The following is a 3,294-nucleotide window of genomic DNA, read 5'->3' on the forward strand; positions in this document are numbered from 1 at the left end:
ATGCGGCTCAGGGTATTGTTGCAATTCGTCGCCATCGTCATCACCATGCTCGCGGTGTGGACGATGGGCCGCTAAAAGGAACAGACCATGGTCGTGCTCAATCGCATCTATACGCGAACCGGCGATGACGGCACCACGGCGCTCGGCAGTGGCGAGCGCCGCCCGAAATACGATCTGCGCATCGGCGCCTATGGAACCGTCGACGAGACCAACGCCGCGATCGGCGTGGTGCGGCTGCATCTGGCCGGCGCCGCCGAACTCGATGCGATGCTCGGCCGCATCCAGAACGATCTGTTCGATCTCGGCGCCGATCTCGCGGTGCCCCAGCGCGAGGGCAAGTCGGAACGCCTGCGGGTATTGTCGAGCCAGGTCGAGCGGCTCGAGCGCGACATCGATGGCTTGAACGCCCGGCTTTCGCCGCTGACCTCCTTCGTACTGCCGGGCGGCACGCCGGCGGCGGCCTATCTGCATCTCGCCCGCACCATATGCCGCAGGGCGGAACGGATGATGGTGGAGCTCGCCGCCAAACCCGGGGAGCCGGTCAGCGACCCTGCCATCCAGTATATGAACCGCCTGTCGGACTTCCTTTTTGTCGCCAGCCGTTCCCAAAACGACAATGGTGCCGGGGACGTGTTGTGGGTGCCCGGCCAGAACCGTTAAAGTCCCGTATCCGGGGCGAATTTGGCTTTCGCGCGTTGACCGCCGATAGCGGGACCTTTAGGTTCCGCGCCCAAGCCAACCAAATTCCGGAATTCAAGCGAAAGAGGATCGATGAAGGTTCTGGTGCCGGTAAAGCGGGTCGTCGACTACAACGTCAAGGTTCGCGTCAAGAGCGACGGATCGGGCGTTGAACTCGCCAACGTCAAGATGTCGATGAATCCGTTCGACGAAATCGCTGTCGAGGAAGCGCTGCGGCTGAAAGAGGCCGGCAAGGCGACCGAGGTGGTGGTGGTGTCGATCGGCCCGGCGCAGGCGTCCGAGACCATCCGCACCGCCCTTGCGATGGGCGCCGACCGCGGCATTTTGGTCAAGGCCGACGGCCATGTGGAGCCGCTGGCGGTCGCGAAGATTCTCAAGGCCGTGGTCGACCAGGAAAAGCCCGGCCTTGTCATTCTCGGCAAGCAGGCGATCGACGACGATTCCAACCAGACCGGCCAGATGCTGGCGGCGCTGCTCGGATGGTCGCAGGCGACCTTTGCCTCCAAGCTCGAAGTCGAGGGTTCGGACTTCAAGGTGACGCGCGAGGTCGATGGCGGCCTGCAGACCTTGAAACTGAAGGGCCCGGCGATCGTAACTACGGACTTGCGGCTGAACGAGCCGCGGTATGCGAGCTTGCCCAATATCATGAAGGCGAAAAAGAAGCCGATCGACGACAAGAGCGCGGCCGATTACGGCATCGATCTGACGCCGCATCTCGAGGTGCTCAAGACATCGGAACCGCCGGGCCGCAAGGGCGGCGTCAAGGTCAAGGACGTTACTGAACTGGTCTCGAAACTCAAGACCGAAGCCGGGGTTCTCTGATGACCACGCTGTTGATTGCCGAACACGACAACAAGTCGATCAAGGATGCCACCGGCAAGGCGCTGACCGCCGCTGCCGCGCTCGGCGCCGACGTGCATGTGCTGGTCGCCGGCGAAAATGCCAGGGCCGCGGCCGACGCCGCGGCCAGGCTCGCCGGCGTCAAGAAGGTGCTGCTCGCGGACGGTCCGGCCTATGCCCACGACCTCGCCGAGCCCTTGGCGGCCCTGATCGTCGCGCTGGCGCCAGCCTATGACGCCTTTGTCGCGCCCGCGACCTCGCGCTTCAAGAACGTGATGCCGCGCCTCGCCGCCCTGCTCGATGTGATGCAGGTGTCGGAGATCATCAAGGTGATTTCGCCCGACACCTTCGAGCGGCCGATCTATGCCGGCAACGCGATCCAGACCGTGAAGTCCAGGGACGCCAAGAAGGTGATCACGGTGCGGACCTCGACCTTTGCCGCGGCCGGCGAAGGCGGCAGCGCGCCGGTGGAAAATGCCGCCTCCGCCGCCGATCCCGGCCTCTCCAGCTTTGTCGGCGAGGAAGTCGCCAAGAGCGATCGTCCCGAACTGACCTCGGCGAAGATCATCGTCTCCGGCGGCCGCGCCATGCAGAGCCGCGAGAACTTTGCCAAATATATCGAGCCGCTCGCCGACAAGCTCGGCGCCGGCGTCGGCGCCTCGCGCGCCGCGGTCGATGCCGGCTATGCGCCGAACGACTGGCAGGTCGGGCAGACCGGCAAGGTGGTGGCGCCGGAATTGTATGTCGCGATCGGCATCTCCGGCGCGATCCAGCATCTTGCCGGCATGAAGGATTCCAAGGTGATCGTCGCCATCAACAAGGATGAGGACGCGCCGATCTTCCAGGTCGCCGATTATGGCCTGGTCGCCGACCTCTACCAGGCGGTGCCGGAGCTGACCGAGGCGCTCGGCAAGCTCGGAAAATAGCATGATCGAGATAGCGGCCGGATCAGGGAAGTCCGGCCGGGGTTGTTTGGTTCAAGAGTATGGGCAGGCGCGATGGGCGCGCCGTTCCGGTGGATGACAAGATGGCGGTGACAATCAGGAAAGTCGGCGTGATCGGCTCGGGCCAGATGGGCAACGGCATCGCGCATGTCGCGGCACTCGCCGGTTTCGACGTGGTGCTCAACGATTTGTCCGCCGACCGGCTGAAATCGGCGATGGCGACCATCAACGGCAACCTGTCGCGCCAGGTCGCCAGGAAGGTCATCACCGAGGATGCGCGCAATCAGGCGCTGGGCCGGATCGTGCCCGCGGAGACCATCGACGGCTTGTCGGGCTGCGATCTCGTGATCGAGACCGCGGTCGAAAAGGAAGAGATCAAGCGCAAGATCTTTCAGGACGTCTGCGCGGTGCTGAAGCCCGAGGCGATCGTCGCTTCCAACACCTCCTCGATCTCGATCACCCGGCTCGCCGCCTCCACCGATCGTCCCGAGCGCTTCATCGGCATTCACTTCATGAATCCGGTGCCGCTGATGGAACTGGTCGAACTGATCCGCGGCATCGCCACCGACGACGCCACCTTCGAAACCGCCAAGGATTTCGTCACCCGGCTCGGCAAGCAGATCGCGGTCTCCGAGGATTTTCCGGCCTTCATCGTCAACCGTATCCTGCTGCCGATGATCAACGAGGCGATCTACACGCTCTATGAGGGCGTCGGCAATGTCGAGGCGATCGACGCCGCGATGAAGCTCGGGGCGCATCATCCGATGGGGCCGCTGGAACTCGCCGACTTCATCGGCCTCGATACCTGTCT

General features: G+C 63.9%; 4 protein-coding genes and 1 pseudogene. All 5 read left to right on the plus strand.

What is annotated here, in order from left to right; translation table 11 throughout:
- Positions 1 to 75: pseudogene (locus WCE35_RS20215) on the plus strand (twin transmembrane helix small protein); the annotation flags it as partial.
- Between the two features lie 12 nt (positions 76 to 87).
- Positions 88 to 660, plus strand: coding sequence for a cob(I)yrinic acid a,c-diamide adenosyltransferase (locus tag WCE35_RS20220; RefSeq protein ID WP_424595091.1), 573 nt, complete (start codon positions 88 to 90; stop codon positions 658 to 660).
- A 111-nt stretch (positions 661 to 771) separates the two neighbouring features.
- Positions 772 to 1,521: an electron transfer flavoprotein subunit beta/FixA family protein gene (locus tag WCE35_RS20225; protein WP_424595092.1), complete on the plus strand. Its 750-nt coding sequence runs from the start codon at positions 772 to 774 to the stop codon at positions 1,519 to 1,521.
- Positions 1,521 to 2,465 (plus strand): electron transfer flavoprotein subunit alpha/FixB family protein, encoded by a 945-nt coding sequence (locus WCE35_RS20230; RefSeq protein WP_424595093.1) that lies wholly within the window; start codon positions 1,521 to 1,523, stop codon positions 2,463 to 2,465. The genes WCE35_RS20225 and WCE35_RS20230 overlap by 1 nt, the downstream gene beginning before the upstream one ends.
- A gap of 101 nt (positions 2,466 to 2,566) precedes the next feature.
- A partial coding sequence (locus tag WCE35_RS20235; protein WP_424595094.1) for a 3-hydroxybutyryl-CoA dehydrogenase occupies positions 2,567 to 3,294 on the plus strand: 728 nt, incomplete at its 3' end.

Origin of the sequence: Bradyrhizobium sp. (genome assembly GCF_049691595.1) — a bacterium.
Taxonomy (GTDB): domain Bacteria; phylum Pseudomonadota; class Alphaproteobacteria; order Rhizobiales; family Xanthobacteraceae; genus Bradyrhizobium.